Below are 20,562 nucleotides of genomic sequence, written 5' to 3'. Positions count from 1 at the left end.
ACCGCGTTGAATTTGCCGGCTACATGACTCCCGGGCCATGTAGCCAGGCCGCCAGGTGATCTCACCTCTGGTTGCCTGAATGATTTCGGATCGCCGCCTCGATCCTGAGGCCGACTCCGACCAGGGAAACTCCGATAAAGATGGCAACCCATAAAGAGGAAGCGTCCCTGGTGCCGCCGACATTGACCTGGATCAGCGCGAGGGCGATACCAGCAACGATAGCGACACTCCCGACGTGCCTAATTGTAGCAGGACGAGGCGTGTCGGCTTTCTGCTCGTCACTCTTCCCGATTTCAGACATGGCGAACAGCATTTCACGCAGCCACCAGAGCTCGAAAGTGGCTAAAGACAATATATTGACCTGGGGGGCGGGCTGGTTGCTCGGTTTTTTGGTGTCGTGTCTGTTCCGCTGGGAGGCCGGGGGCGACTGGGGCGAGGCTCGTCAGGACGAGGGCACCCAGCGGGCCGTCAGCTCGGCGTCCTGCGGGGGTGGGCCCGGCAGGTCGCCGTGGGCGGGGGGCACGCGCAGCGCGTCCATCGTCAGCGTCAGGTAGCGGTGGCGCAGTTGCGCCGTACGCTCCTCGTCGCCCAGCCTGATCGAGGCCATCAGCTCGAACAGCAGGGCGACGTCGGCCACCGTCACGTCAGGACGCAGCACCCCCGCCGCCACCGCCCGTTGGTGCGCCGCGACGGCCAGCTCCGAGGCCCTGGCCGAGTCGCGGAACAGTTCCTCGGTGGGGGTGAAGGAGCCCGCCAGCTTGATCGTCAGCGAGTGCACGTCGGCGTCGACGATGCCGCGCAGGTAGCCCGCGAACGCCTCCCACGGGTCGCCGTCGTCGGCCAGCGCCCGCTCGGCGACCTCGATGTAGACCTTGAGCCCGTCGCCGCACAGCTTCTGCAGCAGGGCCTCCTTGCTGGGATAGCGGCGGTAGAGCGCGCTGATCCCGACGCCCGCCCGCTCGGCCACGGCCGCGACGGGGGCGCCGGGATCGCCGGTGAACACCGCCCGCGCCGCCCGCAGGATCAACTCGTCGTTACGCGCGGCCTGCGCCTTGCGGCCGTTCATGGGTGCGCTGCTCATACGACCCAGTGTACGGGAACGTAGGATTCCGTTCTACAAGCTCACGTCGTCAGGGCCGGATGACCATGCCCGGCTCAGCCCCGCCCGAACCGCGTCACCCTGGAGACCAGCATCCAGAACTGCTCGATCGTCTGCCCGAGCCGGTGGTACAACCGCGGCGGGATGTGCGCGAGCAGCGCCGAATGCCGCTGGTTGAGCACCGATTCGAAGTACCGCGGTGGCAGGTCGATGTAGCGCGGCAGGTTCTCGTACCACTGAGCGCTGCGGCGGGCCGCCTTCTGTGAGACCCGGATCGCGGACTTGCGCGCACGCTCGTAGCGGGCCAGCGCCGTCTCCAGCGGTACGTCCCCGTGCAGAGCCGTCACCAGGAACGCGGCGTCGCCCAGCGCCAGGGCGGTGCCCGCGCCGATGGAGTAGTGCGTGGTGTGGGCGGCGTCCCCGACCAGGACGACGTTGTCCCGGTACCACGTCCGGTTGGTGATCGTCCGGAAGTTCAGCCAGTGGGCGCTGCCGTCGGACTGGGTGCGGCCGATCAGCTCGTGCCCGTCCAGCACCTCGGCGAAGAGCTTCTCCATCAGGGCCAGCGCGTCGGCCTCGCTCGACTCGTCCAGCCCCAGCCCGCGCCAGGTCTCGGGCGCGCACTCGACGATGAACGTGCTGTGGCTCTGGCTGTACGGGTAGCCGTAGCACCACGTCCAGCCGTGCGAGGTCTCGGTGAAGGCGAAGGTGAAGGAGTCGAGCACCTTGGTGGTGCCCAGCCACATGTACGGGTTGCGGCCGACCGCGATCTCGGTGCCGAAGTGCTCGGCGTGCCGGTCGCGCAGCACGCTGTTGACGCCGTCGCCGGCCACGATGAGGTCGAACTCGGTCAGCTCGTGCTCGCCGGTGATCTCCCGGTCGTGCTCGATGCGCACGCCGAGGGAACAGGCCCGGTCGGTGAGGGCGGCGAGCATCCTCCTGCGTCCGACGCCGAAGCCCTCGTCGCCGTTCTCGATCGCCACCGTGGCGCGGTCCTGGACGTGCACGATCCAGGAGTCCCAGCGCAGCGAGGCCTCGCTGATCGCGCGGGCGGAGTCGGGGTCGACGTCGTGGAGGTAGCCGAGCAGCTCCTCCCAGTAGGTCACGCCCCAGCCGTAGGTGGAGCCGGCCGGGTTGCGCTCGTAGACGGTGATGTCGTGGGAGGGGTCGACCCGTTTCATCAGGATCGAGAAGTACAGGCTGGCGGGTCCGCCGCCGACGCAGGCGACCTTCACAAGAGCTCCTCACCACACGAAATGTCATCAATCCATTACGGAGAGTAGCAGATGGTGGTGAGCCGCCGATGTCGCACCCCGAGGTACCACATCGGCAGGGCGAACGAGACCATCAGGAAGCCGGCCAGAGCGGCCCCAACGCGACAGGGACCGCAGGAGATGCCGGAGCGCGACCACGTGCACGCCCCGCTCCACCTGTACGATCCGAGCTTCCCTGCTGCGGGTCTGACCGTGATCCGCACAATGGTGACCGAGCGCTGGACAGATATAACAGTTGGGGAACGGACGGTGACGCCACGGTGATGCATGCATCAATCTGAAGACTGTGGCAGGGACTTTCGTCATGCGCCCGCCCGCGTCGCGACAGCGATCTTACGCGGCCTGGGCCGCCACTGAATTGCACCCTTGGCCCGCTTTGTCGGCAAAAGAGAGCAGCACGGGCACCTCCTTCTCCGTCGGCGGTGTCGAGATCCTCCGGCTGAGCGGTGTCGACCGGGCGATGCTGCGCTTGACCGAACCGGTCATCGAACGACTCGAACCACACCTACGGCCCTATGCGCAGGTCAGCGTCTGCCCCGACCGCGTCTGGCTCCTCCTGCGCCTCGACAGCGAATCGGACCTCCAATTACTTTTCGCCTTGACCAGCGTCGCCATCAAGGTCCACCTCGAGCGGTGACGGCCTGAGCGTGGCGGTTCGTCCGCCCGGCCGGATCACCGGCCGCTGCGGAAGGCGCTCGGGCTGACCCCCTTGACCCGCTTGAACGCCGCGCTGAAGCCGAACCCGTCCGAATACCCGACCCGGCGGGCCACCGACGCGACGGTGGCGTCGCGTTCGGACAGCAGGTCGGCGGCCAGCGCCATGCGCCACCCCGTCAGGTACGCCAGCGGCGGCTCACCCACCAGCTCCGTGAACCGCTTGGCCAACGTGGTACGGGAGGCCCCCGCCAGGGTGGCCAGCGAGGCGAGCGTCCAGGGGGCGGACGGGGCGTCGTGGATGGCGCGCAAGGCCGGGCCCACCACGTCGTCGGCCAGCGCACGGTACCAGCGCGGCGCTTGCGCCTCCGGCCGGTCGAACCAGTCGCGCAGCGTGCACACCAGCATCCAGTCGAGCAGCCGGTCGAGCACGATCTGGTAGCCGGGCCGACGCCGCAGGAGCTGGATCTCCAGGTAGTCGCGCATCGAGGAGCAGTCGTGGTCGTCGGCCACCACGATCACCGGCGGCAGCACCTGGACCAGGCGGCGCGTCACCTCGCCGCCCAGCTCGTACGTGCCGGTCAGCAGGACGGTGTGCGCGCTCATGTCCCCGTCGGCGCCCTCGGGCCGGACGTCCATCGCCGACCGCGGCGAGTCGGTGTCGGCGAACACGAACGGCTCGGGCCCGCGCACGATCGCGGTCTCGCCGACCTTCACGGGCCGGGCGACGTCCCCTTGGACGATCCAGCCGTCGCCCCGCATGGGGATGCACAGGGTCAGGGGCGCACCGGCGGTGAACCTGAGTGCCCACGGCGGCGACAGCGACGAGACGCCGAGCACCGACCCTTCACCGCGAACACCTCTCAGCAGGTCGTCATAGGGATCCACGCCGTCACGATATCCGGACGATCGGACAGGCCCCGCGTACGCTCGCCCATGGCCGCCCGCCCGCCGGGCCGGTTGGCTGGACGGCATGAACGAGATCCTTGTCTTGGGAGCGAGCGGCAAGACCGGCCGCCGCGTGGTGCGCCTGCTGGAGGCCCAGGGTGCGCCGGTACGTCCCGCCTCCCGCTCCAGCCGCGTCCGGTTCGACTGGACGGAGCCCGGCACGTGGGCCGACGCGGTTCACGGCGCGCGGGCGGTCTACCTCGTCGCGCCCGAGGACCCGGCCCCCATCCGGGAGTTCGTCGCGAAGGCCGACGGCGTGCAGCGGTTCGTGGTGTTGTCGGGCCGGGGCATCGACCAGGCGAGCCCCGGATTCGGCGAGGGCATGATCGCCGCCGAGCAGGCCGCGCGCGAATCGGGAGCGGAGTGGACGATCCTGCGGGCCAACAACTTCAACCAGAACTTCGACGAGGACCTGTGGCACGCACCGCTGCGGGCCGGACGGCTGGCCCTGCCGATCGGGGCGACGCCCGAGCCGTTCGTGGACGTCGAGGACCTGGCCGAGGTCGCCGTCGCCGCGCTGACGGGCGACGGGCACGCGGGCCGGGTGTACGAGCTGTCGGGACCCCGTGGGCTGACCTTCGGCGAGGCCGTCGAGATCATCGCGCGCGCCGCCGACCGTCCCATCGTGTACGAGGAGCTGACTCCGGAGCGCTACCGGGAGGAACTGCTCGCCGAGGGCTACCCCGAGGTCGTCGCCGACTCGCTGAACACCCTGTTCGCCCTGCACCGTGAGGGGCACCTGGCCGAGCCCGCCGACGGGGTGCGGCAGGTGCTGGGCCGGGACCCGATCGCCTTCGAGGACTACGCGACCCGGGTGGCGGCCACCGGCGCCTGGTCGTAGCCCGCGCACTCAGCCCCCGCTGCTGATGCGCCCGCTCGTCGGCGCGTCCGCCGTCGTGCGGGCGCGGCGACTCCACGGATGACACGGGCATGCGGTCCTCGCGGGTCGGGGGGAGCCTCTGTCGGTGCGGCGGCTGATCAGGATCGGCCACGAAGATCTTTGTCAGGATGCTTCTGTCCGCGGGTTAACGTCGCGAGAAAAGTACCTGTCATTTCGCAGTGACGCGTACCGTGCCCTGGTCACCAGGTGACCGGGAGTTCGTAGGCGCCGTAGATGATGGAGTCCGTCTTCAATGGCAGGTCCTCGATCGGTACGGGGAGCCGCAGGGTGGGGACGCGGCGGAACAGCGTGTCGAAGACGATCTCCAGTTCCGTCCTGGCCAGGTTCTGGCCGAGGCACTGGTGCGGGCCGAAGCCGAAGGCGAGGTGGTGGCGGGCCCCGCGCCCGACATCCAGGACGTCCGGATTCTCGAACACCGAGGGGTCCCAGTTGGCCGACAGGCCGGAGACGATGACGCCCTCGCCGGCCCTGATGCTCACCTCGCCGATCCGCACGTCCTCGGTGGCCACCCGGGAGGTGACCCCGTCGGCGATGGCGAAGTAGCGCAGCAGCTCCTCCACGGCCATGGGCGTCCTGTCCGGGTCGGCAGTGACCAGGGCCAGTTGCTCCGGGTGGGTGAGCAGCGCGAGCACGCCGAGCGAGATCATGTTCGCGGTGGTCTCGTGTCCGGCGGTGAGCAGCAGGAAGGCCATGCTCACCAGGCCCGCGTGGTCGAGGGCGCCCTCCTGGCATTGCCGGGCGATCTGCCGGCTGATCAGGTCGTCGCCGGGCTCGGACGCCTTGCGGGTGACCAGGTCGCCGAGGTAGCCGCGGAGTTCGGCCAGGGCTCGCCCGCGCTCCTCCGGTGACGAGGTCCTGCGCACCGCCACCGTGGTGCGGCGCTGGAAGAAGTCGTGGTCGGCGTACGGGACGCCGAGCAGTTCGCAGATCACCAGCGAGGGCACCGGCAGGGACACCGTCCGCACCAGGTCGGCCGGACGCCGGTCGGTTGCGAGCAGGTCGTCGACGGCCAGGTCGACGATCTCCTGGATCCGCGGGCGCAGCGCGGCCAGCCGCTTCACGGTGAACTCGCCGATCAGCCGACGCCGGGCCGCGGCGTGCTCCTCGCCGTCCATGCCGACCATCAACGGCGGCTGGCTGCGGAACTGCTCCACGGCCGCCGTGTCGGCCACGAAGAACGGGAAGCCGTCCCTGCGCCGGTCGGAGGAGAAGCGGCGGTCGGCGAGTACGGCACGGCCTTCCTCGTGCCCGGAGACCCACCACGCCTCGGCTCCGCTGACCAGGCGGACCCTGCTGATCGACGCCTGCCGGCGCAGTCGCTCGTACTCGGCGGGCGGGGCGAACGGACAGCCGCGCTCGACCGGAAACTCCACGTCGGCGCGTTCGTCGGCGACGATCTTCGTCATGAATGACCTCCCAGTGGTGGATTCGGCCGAGTTGGTTCTGGGCTGGTTCGGGATTCCTCGCGCGGGGTTCCGGCCCCGACCCGGGACAACTTCCCCACGAAGGCCCGGCTAGGCTGCCCGTCCGGCGGCGGCCGGCGTCTCGCCGCGCCTGGCCTGCAGCAACTGCCGCCGCTTGGCGTCCTTCAGACCGGCGACCGGGTACGCGAACTCGGCCGCTCCCGGCACGCCTGGTTCGGCGCTGCCACTGCCCACCGCGTAGATCAGGTAGTCGTAGCCGACCGTGCCGCCGGTCGCCAGCGTCAAACCGCGCCCGGCGGCGTCGATCCGTGTCACGGTGTCGACCACCAGCCGGACACCGTCCGCCAGGACCTCCTTGTAGTCGGCCACCGCGTCGTGGGACCCGCATACCAGTTGGTGCAGGCGAATCCGATGAACGAAGGCCGGACGCGGGTTGATCAGGGTCACTGTCACGTCGTCGCGCCGGGTCAGGCGGTTGGCCGCCATGACGCCCGCGTATCCGCCGCCGATCACGACCACCTCGGTGTTGCCTGGCATGGTGTCTCCTTCGCCTCTTGCGTTCGGCATCAAGACACCGCGTGACCACCCGTTGTGACACGCGCGGGCCATTTCCCTGACAACCCTTCGCGCCACCACGGGCGAGGTCGTCCCCGGCCGCCCGGCGCACCGCCTCCTGCGCCGGGCGCCCGATCAGAGATAGCGCGGGAACAGGTCCGTCGTCGGCCAGGTCGTCACCTTGCCGATCTCGGCGTTCATGCGCGGGCTGAGCACGTCGAAGTCCGGCGACCCGCTCTCCTCGTTCCGGTTGAACAGGGCGGCGTAGGTGAAGCCGTTCTGGAGCCTGGCGGTGTAGGTGTAGGTCCCGGGAAGTCCGCCGCTGTGCCAGGTGTTGAGGTGTCCCGTCACCTGACGGACCCACAGCCCGGCCCCGTACCACGAGCCGTTCTCCGTGACGCCGGTCTCCGGCTTGGCCAGCATCCTGCCGATGGACGTCGCGTTCAGCACCGCGCCGGGGGCGTCCAGGATGCGCGCGAACCGCACCAAATCCACCGCCGAGGCCAGCCAGCCGCCGCCGGGTCCGCGGTTCTCCATGCTGAAGCCACCGTACGGCGCCGGTACCGTCGTGCCGGAGGCGTCCGTGACCGTCTTGCTGGTCTGCGCCGACTCGTAGACGATCTCGCCGGGCGCGACGTGCGCCTTGAGCGTACGGCCGAGCCGCAGCCTGCTGATGCCGACGGGCGTCAGGATCTTCTGCTTCACGTACGACTCGTAGGCCATGCCCGACGCCTTCTCGACGATCATGCCGAGCAGCAGGTAGCCGTAGTTGCTGTAGGCGTACCTGCTGCCGGGGGCGAAGTCGAGTGGGCGGCCGCCGGCGTACTGGATGATGTGGTCGCGCGTAATCGGCAGGGAGACGCCGAGCGACCGGGAGATGGTGTGGTCCATGTACAGGTAGTCGCCCGCGATGTCGCGGTCCCATCCGCCGGTGTGCTGCAGGAGCCGCCACACCGTCACGTTCGCCAGCCGGGAGTCGGCGGTGGTCGACAGCCCGAGCAGCGCGGCCACGGACGTTCCCAGGCTCAGCTTGCCGTCCTGCGCCAGCCTCATGATCGCCACGGCGGTGATGTGCTTGCTGAGGCTCGCGATGCGGAACAGCGAGGTGGGCGTGAACTTCGGCACGGAGGGGTCGTCACTGTAGCGGTAGGCCCTGGCCAGCACGAGCTTGCCGTTCTTGGTGATGGCGAGTTGCGCGCAGGAGATCCCGCGCTCCACGATGTAGGTCTTCAGCACGTTGTCGAAGCCGGCGAGGGCGGCCGGCGCCACTCCCGCGGTCTGGACCGTCGCGGCGAGCGCCGGCCTGGACGTTCCCAGCGCGAGGGCGGGCACCGTGGCGGCGCCCGCCGTCAGGAAACGCCGCCTGCTCAGGCCGTTCGGTATCGGGCGGTGCGGTTCGATCGTCGTCATGACCTGATGTCTAGTGGATCGGCGAGGTGATTGAGCTGGTTTCAGGGGTATTGCCCTCCTGGCCGCGGTGACCCGGGGCCGTGGTCGAGCGTGGGCGGGACCTGGCGGCGACGAGGAGTCCGAGTGCGGCGTAAACCGCGCCGAGCAGGCTGGCGGCCGGCCATCCCGCGATGCTGTAGGCCCAGGTGGTGGTGATCGCGCCGAGCGCGGAGCCGAGCGAGTAGAAGGTCATGTAGGCGCCGATGACGCTGCTGCTCCGGTCGGGGCGGGCGGCGGTGAGCAGGTGCTGGCTGCTGACGTGTACGGCCTGCACGGCGAAGTCCAGGACGACGACGCCGACGATCAACAGCCACAGCGATGACCCCGCTTGGGCGATCAGCAGCCACGAGCCTGCGAGCAGGGCCAGCGCCCAGACGGTGACCGAGGGGGCGAGGCCCCGGTCGGCCCAGCGACCGGCCCTGGCCGCGCCCAGCGCCCCGGTGAGACCGGCGAGTCCGAACAATCCGATCTCGGTGGTGCCGAAGTGCCACGGCGCGTCGCCGAGCGGCAGCGCCAGCCCGCTCCACAGTGTGCCGAAGGAGGCGAACAGGAAGAACGCGACCAGTCCCCGGCTGAGGAGGAGCCGGTCACCGGCGACCAGGCGGCCCAGCGAGGACAGCGGATTCCCGTACCGGGCCCGGGGGCGGCGGAGGTCGGCGTCGAGGGTGAACCGGGCGGCGACCGCCAGCATCGCGCAGAGCCCGGCGATGACGACGTAGACCACGCGCCACTCGGTCAGCTCGCCCAGCGCGCCCGCGACCACCCGTACTCCGAGGATCCCGATGACCACGCCCGAGGTGACCGCTCCGATGTTGCGGCCACGCTCGCCGGCCGGTGAGACGGCGGCGACGTACGCCACCGTGATCTGGACGACCACGGCGAACAGTCCGGCCAGGGCCAGCCCCGCGATCGCGACGCCACCGCCGGGCGCGGCGGCGGCCACCCCCGCGCCCACCGCCGTGAGCAGCAGGTGCACCGTGATGAGCCGGCGGCGGTCGTACAGGTCACCGAGCGGGACCAGCAGCACCAGCCCGGCGAGATAGCCGATCTGCCCGGCGGCGACCAGCCACCCCAGTGCTCCTTCCCCCAGCCCGAGGTCCTCGCCCGCAGTCTCGAGGACCGGCTGGATGCCGTAGATGGTCGACACTGCCACCGCGGCCACCAGCGCGAGCACGACCCGCTGCCTCCCGGTCAGTCCTGGTGACATACACCCTCCAATAAGTTTCAAAATGCAACTCATCGGAGGCTAGGGCATAATGGTTTCAGATTGCAACTCATCATGGAGGGGGCCAGTGGACGTCACACTCGCCGCGGGAGGGGCCTGGACCGACCCGTCCTGCCCGGTCGCACGGACCGTCGACCTGATAGGCGACCGGTGGAGCCTGCTGATCATCCGTGACGCGATGGACGGGGCGACCGCCTTCACCGAGTTCCATCAGCGGCTGGGGATCGCCCGCAACATCCTCACCGACCGGCTCCGCAAGCTCGTCGAGCACGGCATCCTTGACAAGGGCGCCGCCGCCGACGGCAGACGACACACCTACCGGCTCACCGAGGCCGGGCGTGACCTCTTCACGGCCGTCGTCGCCCTGCGGCAATGGGGCGAGCGCCACGCCTTCGCCCCGGACGAGCCGCACTCCGTTCTCCTCGACGACCAGGGCCGCGAGCTTCCCCGGCTCCACCCGCTCGGCCAGGACGGCGCGCCGCTCTCCACCGAGGCGACGCACGTCAGGAAGACCACCTGAGCCACGGCTCCCCGCGACCGAGAAGACCTCGCGGGGGAGGCCGCGCTGGTGCGGTCGCCGTCAGCCACCCACGCGGGTGTCGCCGGATGAGGTGGTGACGGCCTGCTGGACTGGGCCGGAGGCTGGGGATCCGCGGAGCGTGAGGGCCACCCCCGCGCCGACGAGAGTCAGCGTGGCGGCCAGCAAGCCTGCGGTACGTAGTCCGTCGGTGGTGGCGGTGCCGGCAGGGCCGGCGTTGATGATGGCGACCAGGACGGCCAGCCCGACCGCGCTGCCGATCTGCTGGGTGGTGGAGGCCATCGCCGAGGCGATGCCTTGGCGTTGCGGCGCGACGCCGGCGGAGGCGGCCACGAACATGGCCGTCCACGCGACGCCCTGCCCGAGGCTGATCAGGACGATGCCGGGCAGGAGCACGGCGTAGCCGCCCTGCGGGGACATGGCCAGCCCGAATGCGATCATTCCGGCGGCCCCCAGTCCCAGGCCGGTGAGCAGAGTGGTGCGGGTGCCTGTCCGGATCAGCAGGCGTTCGCTCACCTTGGTGCCCAGCAGGGCCATGAGGCCGCCCGGCAGGAACGCCAAGCCCGTCGCCAGGGCGTCGAAGCCGCGCAGGTCCTGGAGGTAGACGGTGAGGATGTAGTACTGCGCGCCGAACGTTCCCATGAAGATGAACGTGACCGCCATGGCGGCGGTGAGGCTGCGGTTGGTGAGCAGCGTCAGGGGCATCAGCGGCTCGGCGGACCGGGCCTCGATCGCGACGAACAGGCCGAGCAGCGCCATCGCCGCGAGCAGGGAGCCCACGATGACCGGGTCGGCCCAGCCCGCCTCCGGCCCCTGGACCAGCCCGAAGACGAGCAGCGTGGACCCCAGCGTGGCGCTGAGCGCTCCGGGGAGGTCGAAACCGCCACGGCGCTCGCCACGAGGCTCAGCGGGAAACACGGCGAACACCCCGGCGACGGCGATGGCGGCGAGCGGGACGTTGACGAAGAACACCGACTCCCAGCCGAGGGCATCGGTGAGGACGCCGCCCAGCAGGGAGCCGAGCGCGAGCCCGACGCCCCCGGCGCCGCCCCAGACCGCCAGGGCCCTGCTGCGCGCGGGGCCCTCGGCGAACATGGTGTTGATCAAGGACAGCGTGGCCGGCAGCAGCAGCGCGCCGCCGAGTCCCTGTACGGCCCTGGCCGCGATCAGCAGGCCGGGCGAGGTCGCCAGCCCGCCGGCCAGGGACGCGATGCCGTACAGGGCCAGTGCGACGGCGAACATCCGGCGCCGCCCCAGCAGATCGGCGGCCCGCCCGCCCAAGAGCAGGAACCCGCCGAACGTGACGGCGTACGCGCTGACCACCCATTGCAGCGTCTGCGTGGAGAACCCGATCTGGCGGCCGATCTCCGGCAGCGCCACGTAGACGATGTTGTAGTCGATGGCGCTGATGAACTGGGCGAAGGCCAGCAGCGCCAGCATCGGGCCGCCGCGTGATCTTCCGGACCCTGGCATGAGAATCCCTTCCTCTTGAGGTAAGAGAGAGTGATTGATCACTCACTCTTTCGGGCAAAAAATCGGGCCGCTCGCGGGCGGCCCGATGACGACTCAGCCGAGCAGGGTGCGCGCCCACCGCGTGTCCATGGCGGCCGCGTCGACGCCGACGAGAACGTTCGCCAGCAGGCCGTCACCGAAGAACCGGCGGATCTGCTCGTCGGAGGCGCCCGAGGCCGCACGCACGTACTCGACCTGCTTGGCGTAACACGCCCGCACCGCCTCCCGGATCGCCGGCTCGCTGCTCGCGCACGTGGCGTGCAGCAGCACCATGAGCAGGTCGCGATCGGCGATCAGCTCCGTGTACGCGGCGGCCATCGCGGCCAGCACCGCGGCCGGCTCGGCGGTGGCGGCCCTCGCCGCGCCCGCGGAGTGGCACTCGCGGATCCGCGCGGAGCAGTGGTCCACGACCGCGACGAAGAGCGACTCCTTGTCGGGAAAGAGCCGGTACAGATACGCCTGCGAGATGCCTGCGGCCTTGGCCACCTCGGTGGTGCTGGTGCCGTAGTAGCCACGTGCCGCGAAAGCCTTGATCGCCGTACGCAGGACGGTGTGGCGTCGCGCCTCCGCCGTCGACAACCGGCGCGAACCCGTTATCGCCATGTGAGTAATAAACCACTCACACTTTCCCCGGTCAAGACCCCGCTTTCTCACCTTGATCACAGACGAAGCAGAACTCGTTGCCCTCGGGGTCGGCCATGACCTGGAAGGAGCCTTGGTCGTCGGTGACCGTCGCGCCGACGCGCGTGGCCCCGAGCCGCAGCGCGTGGGAGACGGCCGGCTCGATCGCGCCGACCTCGATGTCGAGGTGCAGCCGGTTCTTCACGGTCTTGTCCTCGGCGACCGGCTGGAACGCCAGCCGCGGGCCGCCGGGCGGCTCCACGTGGGACCAGCCGCGGGCACGATCCACCGGGTCACCGCCGAGGAGGGCGGCCCAGAACCGCACCAGACCCCGCGGGTCCCGGCAGTCCACCACGATCTGGTTCAGGCGCGCGTGCATGAGGGCCAGATTAGCGATCACTCAGATTCCGGCCCGGTAGTGGCCATTCGATGTCCACTACTACCGGCATGGTCGTCACCGACGAAGTGACCGCCGGAGGATGAGGAGCCTGAGCAGTATGCGTGTAGTCGTTGTCGGTGGTGGGATCGGGGGCCTCGCCCTGGGTGCTGGGCTGCGTCGCCAGGGGGTGGAGGTGGCGGTGTTCGACCGTGACGTGGATGTCGCGGCGACGGGCGGCTACCACATAACGCTGGACGAGCGGGCGCAGTCGGCGCTGCGGGAGCTGGTCGCGCCGGAGATCTTCGAGCGGCTGCTGGCGTCGTCCTCGGCGCTGCGGCTACGGGACCGTGACGCCTTCTGGGACCGCCGCGGCCGCCTGCTGGGACACGGCCGCGACCTCAGCGGCGACCCCAGCGTGGACATCGACCGCATCACCCTGCGGGAACTGCTGGCCGAGGCGGTCGGCGACGATCTCCACCTGGGCCGGACGGTGACCGAGGTCGGCCACGGCGAGGACGGTGCCCCGTGGGCGGGGTTCGCCGAGGGCGCGCCGGTCACCGGTGATCTGCTGGTCGGGGCGGACGGCACCCACTCGCTGGTCGCCCGGCACCTGGCCGGTGGCCCCACCAACGCCCCGGCCGGCATCGTCGGCTATTCCGGCCGTACCTCTCTCGACTCGCTCAGCCCTGGCGAACGACGGCGGCTGGGACCACGATCGGGAATGGCGATCGGCCCCCGCGGCGCGGCGCTCTACATCGGCTTCCTCGACCCCGTCGGGAAGGCCGCGCTCGACCGGCCCGAGCTGCGAAGGTCGGTCACCACCGGTCCCACCTACATCTGGGGCGCCATGTTCCCCGAGTCCGCCGTCACCGACGCGCTGCGCGACCTGCGCGGCGGCGACATGCAGGCCGCGCTGGTGGCCCGGTTCGCCGAGCGGGGCTGGAGCGAGCACATGCTGGAGGTCATCGCCCGCGCCGACCCGCGTACCGTGGCCGCGTTCCGTTTCAACGCCGCGTCGACGCGGGCGCGGGACCTCGCGCCGTGGCCCGCCGGCCGGATCACCGCGCTCGGTGACGCTGTCCACGCCACCCCGCCGACCGCCGGAATGGGCGCGGGAGCCGCCATCCGCGACGCCGCCGCCCTGGTCGAGCACCTGCGCGAAGCCGCGGCCGGCGCCACCACACTCACCGCGGCCGTCAGCCGGTACGAGGCGGACATGCGCCAACGCGGCAGCGAGGTCCTCCTGCTGGCGATGAGAACCGTCCGCTGGATCCTGGCCACCGACACCACACTCGGCGCGACCGCCACCGCCGTCGCCACGCCCGTCCTGGCCGCCGCCACCCGGCTGCGCCACCGCCGTTGACCCCGGCGGTAACGAGCGGCGCGGCAACGCCCGCTCATCCACCTCGCCGGCGTCAGTCGGATACGAGCGGTTCGGTGTCCGGCGGCACCGGTGTGGCGAGGATCTCGCGCAGGAGGGTGCGGGCGGCCGGGGTGAGGGGGCGGGTGGCGTCCCAGTGCACGGCGACGCGCCGGCCGCCGGGCGCGTCGAGGCGGCGTACGCGTACGCCGCGGGTGTCGGCCGTGGACACGGCCAGCCGGTTGGTCACGCCGATCCCGAGGTTGGCGCGTACCAGCGAGATCAGCGTCTGCGGCTGGTTGGTGGCCTGTACGGCCTCGGGCTCGAAACCCTGCTCCCTGAACGCCTGGTAGGTCTCGAAGCCGAGCGCCGCCGAGGAGCCGAGGCGGCCGATCGTGATCAGCGGGTACGCGGCCACGGTCGCCACCGGCAGCGGGTCGGGTAACGCCGCCAGCGGGTGATCGGGAGGGTGGACGACCGCGAGCGTCTCGTGCCACAGTGGCCGCCAGCGTACGGAGGGCCCGGCGGGTGGCGCCATCGGGCGCAGGTAGACGTCGATCTCGCCCGCGGTCAGGGCCGCGTCCAGCTCCAGCGTCGCCCGCTCGACGAGCACGACCCTGATGGCGGGCCGGGTCCGCGCCAGGTGTTCGAGCAGCCTCGGCACGAACGCCGCGCCGGCGCTCGGATGGCTGCCCAGCGTCACCACCCTGCGGGCGGATCCGCGCCGCGCGGCCATGGCCGCCTCCGCGTCGCCGAGCTGGTGCAGGATGGCGCGGGCGTGCTCGGCCAGCACCGCGCCCGCCTCGGTCAGCTCCACCGGCCGCTTGCTGCGGTCGAACAGGGACACGCCGGCCTCCCGCTCCAGCGCGGCCACATGGGTGCTCACCCGTGGTTGTGAACGGTGCACGGCCTCGGCGGCCGCGCTGAAACTACCGGTGTCGATGACGCCAAGGAACGAGACGAACCACTCAAGACGGACTTCCGGTCGCAACATGCCCTTGCTCTAACCCACCCCGGGAACGGCGACAAGGCCCGGCCGTGGAAGCGAATACGTCAGGATCCGTTTTCCGAATAGCCGTATACGTAACGTGCGCTTAACACAAAACGTGGGCCCTCATAGGCTCGCTGACATCCGCTCCCTCCGGAAACCCAAGCCCCCCCTGCCGTCCCCTCCGGATTCCCGTGGACGGTGCACACCCCCCCGAGGAGCCCGCATGGCCGCATCCTCCGCCGCGAACACGACACCCGCGGGACGGGTCAGATGGACGATGATCTGGCTCGCCTTCGGCTCCATCACGATCAACTATCTGGACCGCGCCAACCTCGGGGTGGCGCTGCCGTACATGACCGAGGACCTCGACCTGTCCAACACCGCCACCGGGCTGCTGCTCGGGGCCTTCTTCTGGACGTACGCCGCCTTCCTGCCCGGTGCGGGGTGGCTGGTCGACCGGTTCGGGCCGCGCAGGATGATGGCGCTCGCGCTGGCCGCCTGGTCGATCGCCACGATGCTGGTCGGCGCGGCGACCGGGTTCGTCGTGCTGCTGCTGGTACGGCTGCTGCTCGGGGCCGTCGAGTCACCCGCGTACCCGTCCAGCTCGCAGATCGTCGCCCGCTGGTTCCCCACCCGGGAGCGCGGCATCGCGGCCTCGATCTTCGACAGCGGCGGCCGGGCCGGCACGGCGTTCGCGCTGCCGATCACCACCGCGATCGTGGCGTTTCTCGGCTGGCGCGGCTCGTTCGTCGCGGCCGGCGTGGTCGGGCTGATCTACTGCGCGATCTGGCTGAAGTTCTACCGCGACCCCGGCGAGCACCCCAAGCTCACGCCCGGCGAACGCGCCTACATCCGTGACGGCGGCGGCAAGGAGGTCGGCGAGGCCGTGCCGCCCATGCCGTGGGCGCACCTGTTCCGCCACCGCACGGTGTGGGGCATGGTCCTGGGCTTCTTCTGCCTGTCGTTCGTGCTCTACTTCTTCATCACCTGGTTCCCCTCCTACCTGGTGAACGCGCGCGGCTTCGATCTGCTCACGCTGGGCTTCTTCGGCATGATCCCGGCGCTGCTGGCGATCCCCGCGCAGTGGCTCGGCGGCTGGGTGCAGACGCGGCTGATCAGCCAGGGCCGCAGCGTCACCTACGCCCGCAAGTTCCCGCTGGTCATCGGGCTGGTCCTGTCGTCCGTGATCGTGTTCGCCGGGATCGTGGAGCACGCCTGGCTGGCGCTGGGGCTGCTCGCCCTGTCCCAGAGCGCGCTCTGCTTCGCCGCCTCCAGCCTGTGGGCGCTGCCCGCCGACGTCGCCCCCACCACGGCGAACGTCGGATCGCTGGCCGGCATCCAAGGATTCGCGTCCAACGTGGCCGGATTCGTCAGCCCGCTCGTCGTCGGCATCCTGCTGGACGCCTCCGGCGGCTCGTACATCGTCCCGCTGGCCGTCGCGGGCGGCGTGTCACTCCTGGGCGCGCTCGTGTACGGCCTGGTCATCCGCAGGATCGTGCCGCTCGGCAGCGAAACCCCCACCACCACCTGAAGGAGACATCACGCATGTATTCCGAGGACGTCCTCGAGGCGTTCCGTCGCATCTCCACCGCGTCGGTCGCCGACGCCGTCGAGCAGCACGGCGCGCGCGGCTACCTCGCCGGCGCGGTCGGGCAGGTCACACCCGGGGCCCGCACGCTGGTGGGGCCCGCGGTGACCGTACGGGAGGTCCCGTCGTCGGAGACGGAGCCGCCGACGCACGCGCTGACCGCCATCGACGAGTCCCCCGAGGGCAGCGTGGTGTGCATCGACGCGGGCGGCGCCGACGTGGCCGTGTGGGGCGGGCTGATGACGGCGGGCGCGGTCGCCCGCGGGATCGCGGGCTGCGTGCTCGACGGCGGCGTACGCGACGTCACCGAGATCCTGCGCGACTTCCCCGACTTCCCCGTGTACGCCCGCCACAGCGTGCCCGCCACCACCGTCGGCCGCTACAGCACGGTCTCGCTCAACGAACCGGTCGTGCTGGGCGAGGTGACCGTGCACCCGGGCGACCTCATCGTGGCCGACCGCGACGGCGTGGTCCGCGTCCCGCGGGCGCTCGTCGCGGACGTGCTGCGCTCGGCTCAGGAGATCGAGCGACGGGAGAAGGAGCAGACCCGGCTCATCCTCGACTCGGGCTCGCTGCGCAGCGGTCTGGCCGAGTACAACCGGATCTGAGCCGATGCCCCATCCGCAGATCCTCGCCCTCGGTGAGCCGCTGCTGGAGTTCAACGCCGCGACCGAGGGCCCGCTGGCGGACGACGCCGCCTTCCAGCTCGGCTTCGGCGGTGACACCTCCAACATGGTGATCGCCGCCCGCAGGTCCGGGGCCGGCGCCGGATACGTCACCCGCGTCGGCGACGACGCCTTCGGCCACGCCCTGATGCGGTTGTGGGAGCGCGAGGGCGTCGACGTACGCCACGTCACCGGCGAGCCGGGCGGCGCGACCGGCATCTACTTCGTCACCCGGCACGGCGAGGGCCGGCACGCCTTCACCTATCGCCGCGCCGGATCGCCCGCCTGCCGCCTGTCGCCCGCGGACGTCCCCGAGGAGGCCGTGGCGGCGGCCCGGCTGCTGCACCTCAGCGGCATTACGCAGGCGATCAGCCCCTCCGCCTGCGACGCCGCCTTTCATGCCATCGATGTGGCCAGGCGGGCGGGCACCCTCGTCTCCTACGACCCCAACTACCGGCCCGCCCTGTGGCCGGTGGAACGGGCCCGCGCGGTCGTGCTGCGCACCGCCGAGCTGGCCGACGTCGTCCTGCCCAACCTGGAGGAAGGGCGCCTGCTCACTGGCCTGCACGAGCCGGAGGAGGTGCTGGCCGCGTTCGCCCGGCGGGGACCGTCGATCGTCGCGCTGAAGATGGGCGCGGACGGCGTGCTGCTCGGCGAGGGCGGCCGGGTCACGCACGTGCCCGCACACCCGGTGACGGCGGTGGACGCCACCGGCGCGGGCGACACCTTCGACGGCGCCTTCGCCGCCCGGCTCCTGGACGGGGACTCCCCGGTCGAGGCGGCCGGGTACGCGGTGGTCGCCGCCGCGCTCACCACCACCGGGCCCGGCGCCGTGGGCCCCATTCCGCGGCTCGACACCGTCCTGGCGGAAAAGGCCACCCGTCCTACTTCGAATGGCCCTCATCCTCGTCCCGCATGATCGATGGCGGAGCGGCGGGCCGGCGGTTGAATCGCAGTTGCCGACACCTCAGCGGAGAGGATCACTGTGAACGAAGTACATCCGGGCGGCACCGAGGACGGCCGCACCGTGGTCGTCATCGGCGGCACCAGCGGCATCGGCGCGGCCGTGGCCCAGCGCTTCGCCGCGGCGGGGGCCGAGGTGATCGCCGCCGGGCTGGGCGCGGACCCGGCCCCGCCGCCCTCGCCCCGCCCGGGGGCCGTGCGGCCGGTCGAGCTGGACCTGACCGAGGCCGGGGCGCTGGAGGGGTTCCTGGGCGGGCTCCCCAAGCTCGACGTGCTGGTGAACGCCGCCGGGGTGATCGCCAGGAACGAGGAGTACGACCCGGAGGTGTTCGCCCGCGTGGTGGAGGTCAACCTGACCGGCACCATGCGGGCCTGCGTGGCGGCCCGCGACCTGCTGCGCCGCTCCCGGGGCTGCGTGGTGAACGTCGCGTCCATGCTCAGCTTCGTCGGCGGTCCCAAGTCGCCCGCGTACACGGCGAGCAAGGGCGGGGTCATGCAGCTCACCAAGGCGCTGGCGGTGGCGTGGGCGGGGGAGGGCATCCGGGTGAACGCGGTGGCCCCGGGCTGGATCCGTACCGCGCTGACGGCCGCCCTGCACGAGGACGGCACGGCGGCGCGACGGATCGTGGACCGTACCCCGATGGGCCGCTGGGGCGAGCCCGCGGACGTGGCGGGGGCGGTCGTGTTCCTGTGCGGCCCCGACGCCCGGTTCATCACGGGCGTGGTGCTCCCGGTGGACGGCGGCTACCTGGCCGCCTGACGTTCAGACCAACACAGAAGGAGCGGCTCATGACCGGTACGCAGGCCCCAACGATCCCGATCTCCTCCGCGGTGCCGCCGGAGATCGCCGTCGCCGCAGTCCCCGAGGACGAGCGGGTGTGGGTGCCGCAGGCGCCCGACGTGTGGTTCCGGCCACTGATGTTCAACACGGTCACCGGGCAGTGGTGCAACCTGCTCAAGGTCACCGCCGCGGGCATCGTCTCCAGGCACCGCCATCCCGGCGTGGTCTTCGGATACGTGCTCAAGGGCAGGTGGCACTACCACGAGCACGAGTGGGTCGCCGAGGCCGGCCATTTCGTCTACGAGCCACCGGGCGAGATCCACACGCTCGCGGTGCCCGACGACTGTCCCGAGATGATCACGTACTTCAACATCACGGGTGCGATGGCGTACGTGGACGAGGACGGCGCGCTGATCGGCTACGAGGACACCTTCACCAAGATCGACATGTGCCGCAGGCACTACGAGCAGGTCGGGCTCGGAGCCGACTACGTCGACCAGTTCATCCGCTGATCCCGCCCCTCAGCCCGCCCGTCGAGGCCATCGGTCAAGCCATGGCCTGGACGGGCTGCTTCTCGTGGCGGCCGGGTGGACCGTCCGATCAGGGTATGCCCCGAACGTGAACCTCGCGGCGATCTCCGGAGCCGCGACGAGAAAGCGGGGCTGATGGACGTCCGAAACGTGCTTCCCTACCGGATCGACTGGATCGTCAGCTTCGTGGCCGTCGCCCACCACGGCGGCTTCTCGGCCGCGGCCAAGGCACTCTACCGCTCGCAACCCCGGATCAGCAGCCACGTCGCCGAGCTCGAACGCCTGCTCGGCGCGCGGCTGCTCGACCGTTCCCTGCAGCCCGCGGCGCTCACCCCGGAGGGCCGCGCGCTGCTGCCGCACGCCGAGGAGGTCCTGCGCAGGCTCAGCATGCTCGCCGAGCTGACCGGCGGCGTCGTACGCGGGGAGGTGCGGCTGGGCGCCTACCCCAGCGCCGCCTCCTACCTCTACCCGGCCGCCGTGCGGGCACTGCGCGCGACGCACCCGCACGTGCGGCTCGTGCTGCGCGAGGGGCCGAGCGTGGCGCTCGGCGACGACCTCGTCGAAGGCGGCGTCGACCTGGCGATCCGGCCGCTCCAGCCGCTCGTCAACTCCGACGAGGTGGTCAGCCGGGTGCTCTGGCGCGAGCCGCTGGTGGCGGTCTTCCGCGACAACCACCCGCTCGCGCGCTCCCGCAGCGTACGGCTCGCGCAGATCGCCTCCCTCCCGGTGGTGACGATCGGCGAGAGCGGCGAGGGACACGGCCGCCAGTACGAGTCCAACCTCGCCTTCGCCATGGCCGGCCTCAACCCGGTCATCATCGCCCAGACCAACCAGCCACAGACCCTCATCTCCCTCGTACGCCACGGCATGGGCACCGGTGTCACCAACAGCCTGGCCATGACCACGGCCAACACCGAGGGGGTCGTCCTGGTCCCGGTCGCCGAGCCCTACTGCGAGCGGGTCGTGGCGGTGTGGTGGCGCGCGAACGCGGTGGTGTCCCCGGCGGTGGAGGCCGTCCGCCGGACCCTCACGACCCTGCCCGCACCCCGCTGGCCCTGGGACGAGCCGCCGCTCTGAGAAACCACTGGTCTGAGAAGACACGGCC

General features: G+C 71.1%; 22 protein-coding genes. 10 read left to right on the top strand and 12 right to left on the bottom strand.

The genetic code is table 11. The annotated features are described in order from the left end of the window. Window positions 1-61 precede the first annotated feature (61 nt). From ABD844_RS22880 to ABD844_RS22870, 3 genes are all read right to left on the bottom strand, one after another. Complete coding sequence (locus tag ABD844_RS22880; RefSeq protein WP_344881352.1) at window positions 62-313, bottom strand: hypothetical protein; 252 nt, start codon at window positions 311-313, stop codon at window positions 62-64. A gap of 129 nt (window positions 314-442) precedes the next feature. Further along, on the bottom strand, window positions 443-1,081 hold the full coding sequence (locus ABD844_RS22875; RefSeq protein ID WP_344881351.1) for a TetR/AcrR family transcriptional regulator: 639 nt from the start codon (window positions 1,079-1,081) through the stop codon (window positions 443-445). A 74-nt stretch (window positions 1,082-1,155) separates the two neighbouring features. After that, window positions 1,156-2,334 (bottom strand): FAD-dependent monooxygenase, encoded by a 1,179-nt coding sequence (locus ABD844_RS22870; protein ID WP_344881350.1) that lies wholly within the window; start codon window positions 2,332-2,334, stop codon window positions 1,156-1,158. 343 nt (window positions 2,335-2,677) lie between these two features. Between ABD844_RS22870 and ABD844_RS22865 the strand changes: the two genes are divergently transcribed. Next, the gene (locus tag ABD844_RS22865; RefSeq protein ID WP_344881348.1) at window positions 2,678-3,010 is read left to right on the top strand and encodes a luciferase family protein; all 333 of its coding nucleotides are present in this window, start codon (window positions 2,678-2,680) and stop codon (window positions 3,008-3,010) included. Between the two features lie 35 nt (window positions 3,011-3,045). Here ABD844_RS22865 and ABD844_RS22860 read toward each other — a convergent pair whose 3' ends face one another. Beyond that, entirely contained in the window at window positions 3,046-3,915 is an 870-nt protein-coding gene (locus tag ABD844_RS22860) for an AraC family transcriptional regulator (protein WP_344881346.1), read from the bottom strand. An 85-nt stretch (window positions 3,916-4,000) separates the two neighbouring features. On the opposite strand from ABD844_RS22860, the gene ABD844_RS22855 reads away from it, so the two are divergent. After that, a complete protein-coding gene (locus ABD844_RS22855) occupies window positions 4,001-4,816 on the top strand; it encodes an NmrA family NAD(P)-binding protein (protein ID WP_344881344.1) in 816 nt (271 codons plus the stop codon). A gap of 239 nt (window positions 4,817-5,055) precedes the next feature. On the opposite strand, the gene ABD844_RS22850 is transcribed toward ABD844_RS22855, so the two are convergent. The 4 genes from ABD844_RS22850 to ABD844_RS22835 form a co-directional block, all read right to left on the bottom strand. After that, the gene (locus tag ABD844_RS22850; RefSeq protein ID WP_344881342.1) at window positions 5,056-6,282 is read right to left on the bottom strand and encodes a cytochrome P450; all 1,227 of its coding nucleotides are present in this window, start codon (window positions 6,280-6,282) and stop codon (window positions 5,056-5,058) included. 108 nt (window positions 6,283-6,390) lie between these two features. After that, window positions 6,391-6,837: an FAD-dependent oxidoreductase gene (locus ABD844_RS22845; RefSeq protein ID WP_344881340.1), complete on the bottom strand. Its 447-nt coding sequence runs from the start codon at window positions 6,835-6,837 to the stop codon at window positions 6,391-6,393. Window positions 6,838-6,990: 153 nt separating this feature from the next. Beyond that, window positions 6,991-8,265 carry a serine hydrolase domain-containing protein gene (locus ABD844_RS22840; RefSeq protein ID WP_344881338.1) on the bottom strand — a complete coding sequence of 425 codons (1,275 nt, stop codon included), beginning with the start codon at window positions 8,263-8,265 and terminating at the stop codon, window positions 6,991-6,993. 10 nt (window positions 8,266-8,275) lie between these two features. Beyond that, window positions 8,276-9,511 carry an MFS transporter gene (locus ABD844_RS22835; protein ID WP_344881336.1) on the bottom strand — a complete coding sequence of 412 codons (1,236 nt, stop codon included), beginning with the start codon at window positions 9,509-9,511 and terminating at the stop codon, window positions 8,276-8,278. A gap of 85 nt (window positions 9,512-9,596) precedes the next feature. On the opposite strand from ABD844_RS22835, the gene ABD844_RS22830 reads away from it, so the two are divergent. After that, entirely contained in the window at window positions 9,597-10,049 is a 453-nt protein-coding gene (locus tag ABD844_RS22830; protein WP_344881333.1) for a winged helix-turn-helix transcriptional regulator, read from the top strand. 60 nt (window positions 10,050-10,109) lie between these two features. On the opposite strand, the gene ABD844_RS22825 is transcribed toward ABD844_RS22830, so the two are convergent. The 3 genes from ABD844_RS22825 to ABD844_RS22815 form a co-directional block, all read right to left on the bottom strand. Further along, window positions 10,110-11,540, bottom strand: coding sequence for an MFS transporter (locus ABD844_RS22825; RefSeq protein ID WP_344881330.1), 1,431 nt, complete (start codon window positions 11,538-11,540; stop codon window positions 10,110-10,112). Between the two features lie 93 nt (window positions 11,541-11,633). Beyond that, the gene (locus tag ABD844_RS22820) at window positions 11,634-12,182 is read right to left on the bottom strand and encodes a TetR/AcrR family transcriptional regulator (protein WP_344881327.1); all 549 of its coding nucleotides are present in this window, start codon (window positions 12,180-12,182) and stop codon (window positions 11,634-11,636) included. A 31-nt stretch (window positions 12,183-12,213) separates the two neighbouring features. After that, complete coding sequence (locus ABD844_RS22815; RefSeq protein WP_344881324.1) at window positions 12,214-12,579, bottom strand: VOC family protein; 366 nt, start codon at window positions 12,577-12,579, stop codon at window positions 12,214-12,216. Window positions 12,580-12,697: 118 nt separating this feature from the next. On the opposite strand from ABD844_RS22815, the gene ABD844_RS22810 reads away from it, so the two are divergent. Beyond that, window positions 12,698-13,942 (top strand): FAD-dependent oxidoreductase, encoded by a 1,245-nt coding sequence (locus ABD844_RS22810; RefSeq protein ID WP_344881321.1) that lies wholly within the window; start codon window positions 12,698-12,700, stop codon window positions 13,940-13,942. 52 nt (window positions 13,943-13,994) lie between these two features. Here the strand turns inward: ABD844_RS22810 and ABD844_RS22805 are convergent, their stop codons facing one another. Then, window positions 13,995-14,933: a LysR family transcriptional regulator gene (locus ABD844_RS22805; protein WP_344881318.1), complete on the bottom strand. Its 939-nt coding sequence runs from the start codon at window positions 14,931-14,933 to the stop codon at window positions 13,995-13,997. A 220-nt stretch (window positions 14,934-15,153) separates the two neighbouring features. On the opposite strand from ABD844_RS22805, the gene ABD844_RS22800 reads away from it, so the two are divergent. From ABD844_RS22800 to ABD844_RS22775, 6 genes are all read left to right on the top strand, one after another. Continuing rightward, entirely contained in the window at window positions 15,154-16,461 is a 1,308-nt protein-coding gene (locus tag ABD844_RS22800; protein ID WP_344881315.1) for an MFS transporter, read from the top strand. 14 nt (window positions 16,462-16,475) lie between these two features. Beyond that, the gene (locus ABD844_RS22795) at window positions 16,476-17,126 is read left to right on the top strand and encodes an RraA family protein (protein WP_344881312.1); all 651 of its coding nucleotides are present in this window, start codon (window positions 16,476-16,478) and stop codon (window positions 17,124-17,126) included. Window positions 17,127-17,130: 4 nt separating this feature from the next. Further along, window positions 17,131-18,102 carry a sugar kinase gene (locus tag ABD844_RS22790; protein WP_344881309.1) on the top strand — a complete coding sequence of 324 codons (972 nt, stop codon included), beginning with the start codon at window positions 17,131-17,133 and terminating at the stop codon, window positions 18,100-18,102. A 66-nt stretch (window positions 18,103-18,168) separates the two neighbouring features. Then, complete coding sequence (locus ABD844_RS22785; protein WP_344881306.1) at window positions 18,169-18,906, top strand: SDR family NAD(P)-dependent oxidoreductase; 738 nt, start codon at window positions 18,169-18,171, stop codon at window positions 18,904-18,906. A 29-nt stretch (window positions 18,907-18,935) separates the two neighbouring features. Further along, window positions 18,936-19,439: a 2,4'-dihydroxyacetophenone dioxygenase family protein gene (locus ABD844_RS22780; protein ID WP_344881303.1), complete on the top strand. Its 504-nt coding sequence runs from the start codon at window positions 18,936-18,938 to the stop codon at window positions 19,437-19,439. 153 nt (window positions 19,440-19,592) lie between these two features. Continuing rightward, a complete protein-coding gene (locus tag ABD844_RS22775; protein WP_344881300.1) occupies window positions 19,593-20,534 on the top strand; it encodes a LysR family transcriptional regulator in 942 nt (313 codons plus the stop codon). Window positions 20,535-20,562 lie beyond the last annotated feature (28 nt).

It is taken from the genome of Nonomuraea antimicrobica, assembly GCF_039536965.1.
GTDB classification, from domain to species: Bacteria; Actinomycetota; Actinomycetes; order Streptosporangiales; family Streptosporangiaceae; genus Nonomuraea; species Nonomuraea antimicrobica.
This window is presented reverse-complemented; position numbering and strand designations above follow the sequence as displayed.

Excerpts from the sequence above, each read along its gene's own strand:
- ABD844_RS22780 (WP_344881303.1), top strand. The coding sequence starts at position 18,936 with ATGACCGGTACGCAGGCCCCAACGATCCCGATCTCCTCCGCGGTGCCG.
- ABD844_RS22805 (WP_344881318.1), bottom strand. The coding sequence starts at position 14,933 with ATGTTGCGACCGGAAGTCCGTCTTGAGTGGTTCGTCTCGTTCCTTGGC.
- ABD844_RS22875 (WP_344881351.1), bottom strand. The coding sequence starts at position 1,081 with ATGAGCAGCGCACCCATGAACGGCCGCAAGGCGCAGGCCGCGCGTAAC.
- ABD844_RS22795 (WP_344881312.1), top strand. The coding sequence starts at position 16,476 with ATGTATTCCGAGGACGTCCTCGAGGCGTTCCGTCGCATCTCCACCGCG.
- ABD844_RS22790 (WP_344881309.1), top strand. The coding sequence starts at position 17,131 with ATGCCCCATCCGCAGATCCTCGCCCTCGGTGAGCCGCTGCTGGAGTTC.
- ABD844_RS22850 (WP_344881342.1), bottom strand. The coding sequence starts at position 6,282 with ATGACGAAGATCGTCGCCGACGAACGCGCCGACGTGGAGTTTCCGGTC.
- ABD844_RS22835 (WP_344881336.1), bottom strand. The coding sequence starts at position 9,511 with ATGTCACCAGGACTGACCGGGAGGCAGCGGGTCGTGCTCGCGCTGGTG.
- ABD844_RS22815 (WP_344881324.1), bottom strand. The coding sequence starts at position 12,579 with ATGCACGCGCGCCTGAACCAGATCGTGGTGGACTGCCGGGACCCGCGG.
- ABD844_RS22820 (WP_344881327.1), bottom strand. The coding sequence starts at position 12,182 with ATGGCGATAACGGGTTCGCGCCGGTTGTCGACGGCGGAGGCGCGACGC.
- ABD844_RS22840 (WP_344881338.1), bottom strand. The coding sequence starts at position 8,265 with ATGACGACGATCGAACCGCACCGCCCGATACCGAACGGCCTGAGCAGG.
- ABD844_RS22845 (WP_344881340.1), bottom strand. The coding sequence starts at position 6,837 with ATGCCAGGCAACACCGAGGTGGTCGTGATCGGCGGCGGATACGCGGGC.
- ABD844_RS22800 (WP_344881315.1), top strand. The coding sequence starts at position 15,154 with ATGGCCGCATCCTCCGCCGCGAACACGACACCCGCGGGACGGGTCAGA.
- ABD844_RS22810 (WP_344881321.1), top strand. The coding sequence starts at position 12,698 with ATGCGTGTAGTCGTTGTCGGTGGTGGGATCGGGGGCCTCGCCCTGGGT.
- ABD844_RS22865 (WP_344881348.1), top strand. The coding sequence starts at position 2,678 with ATGCGCCCGCCCGCGTCGCGACAGCGATCTTACGCGGCCTGGGCCGCC.
- ABD844_RS22825 (WP_344881330.1), bottom strand. The coding sequence starts at position 11,540 with ATGCCAGGGTCCGGAAGATCACGCGGCGGCCCGATGCTGGCGCTGCTG.
- ABD844_RS22855 (WP_344881344.1), top strand. The coding sequence starts at position 4,001 with ATGAACGAGATCCTTGTCTTGGGAGCGAGCGGCAAGACCGGCCGCCGC.
- ABD844_RS22880 (WP_344881352.1), bottom strand. The coding sequence starts at position 313 with ATGCTGTTCGCCATGTCTGAAATCGGGAAGAGTGACGAGCAGAAAGCC.
- ABD844_RS22775 (WP_344881300.1), top strand. The coding sequence starts at position 19,593 with ATGGACGTCCGAAACGTGCTTCCCTACCGGATCGACTGGATCGTCAGC.